Source organism: Parafrankia sp. FMc2, assembly GCF_041008525.1.
Taxonomy (GTDB): domain Bacteria; phylum Actinomycetota; class Actinomycetes; order Frankiales; family Frankiaceae; genus Parafrankia.
In genome coordinates this window covers 1-1245 of record NZ_JBFLUG010000407.1, presented here as the reverse complement: position 1 = coordinate 1245, position 1245 = coordinate 1, and the positions used below count along the sequence as shown (strand labels likewise).

Sequence of the window (1245 nt, the reverse complement as noted above, 5' to 3'; positions counted from 1 at the left end):
CTAGTAGACCGTCGCCTCTAATATTCGACAGATATGCGGTGGATCGGTGAGGATGGTCTTCTTTCTCGCTGCCGTGAGGATGTGTCGTGTCGAGGTCGGGGTTACCGCCGGTGGTGCTGAGCGCCGGCGAGCGTGAGTGGCTGACGAGGGTGGTGCGGACCGGGGCGCATCCGGCGCAGGAGGTCCGCCGGTCACGGATCCTGCTGGAACTCGACGAGAGGCAGGGAGAGCCGGCTGGCCGTCGGGAGATCGCCGAGCGGGTCGGGGTCGATCCCGACACGATCACCAACGTGGCCAGGGCCTACGCCGAGCGTGGCGGTGACATCGCGGCGACGATCCAGCGCAAGAAACGACGGACGCCACCGATCGAACCGAAGATCACCGGCGAGGTCGAGGCCCGGCTGATCGCGCTGGCGTGCTCGACCCCGCCGCAGGGCCATGCCCGCTGGTCGCTACGGCTGTTGGAACGACAGGTCGCGCTCGTTGAGGACATCCCGAACATGGATCACTCGACGATCGGGCGAGTGCTAAAAAAACGGCGCTTCGTCCTCACCTGAGGAAGTACTGGACGATCCCGCCCCGCGCGAACGGTGAGTTCGTCGCCCGGATGGAAGACGTCCTCGCGGTCTACGCCCGCCCCCACGACCCGGCCGTACCGGTGGTGTGCATGGACGAGAAGCCCTACCAGCTCCTGGCCCACGCCCGCGATCCGATCCCGGCCACCCCCGGCCACGACCTGAAGGTGGACTCCGAGTACGTCCGCGGGGGAACCTGTTCGATCTTCGTCTGGGTCGAGCCCCTCACCGGCCGACGCCGGGTGAACGCCCGCACGCAGCGGACCCGTATCGACTGGGCCCACGAGGTCGACCAGCTCCTGACCGGCGACTACCCCGACGCCGAGAAGGTCATCCTCGTCCTGGACAACCTCAACACCCACTCCCTCGGCTCGCTGTACGAGGCCTTCGAACCGGCCAAGGCATTCACGCTCGCCCAACGCCTGGAGATCCACCACACCCCCCGGCACGGCTCCTGGCTCAACATCGCCGAGATCGAGCTCTCCGCCCTGACCCGCCAGTGCCTCGACCGCCGCATCGCCGACCTCGACATCCTGAACACCGAACTCACCGCCTGGCAGAACACGGTCAACACCGACCAGCGACAGGTCACCTGGCACTTCACCGCCAGCGACGCCCGCACCAAACTCCGCCACCTCTACCCCGAATATTAGAGGCGACGGTCTACTAG

At 66.7% G+C, this 1245-nt stretch carries 2 protein-coding genes; both read left to right on the top strand.

The window, feature by feature from the left end; all coding sequences use genetic code 11:
• The first annotated feature begins 86 nt into the window (after positions 1-86).
• Complete coding sequence (locus tag AB1460_RS37590) at positions 87-557, top strand: helix-turn-helix domain-containing protein (RefSeq protein ID WP_368967335.1); 471 nt, start codon at positions 87-89, stop codon at positions 555-557.
• A complete protein-coding gene (locus tag AB1460_RS37585; protein WP_368967337.1) occupies positions 554-1228 on the top strand; it encodes an IS630 family transposase in 675 nt (224 codons plus the stop codon). Before AB1460_RS37590 ends, AB1460_RS37585 begins: the two co-directional genes overlap by 4 nt.
• The last annotated feature ends 17 nt before the right edge of the window (positions 1229-1245 follow it).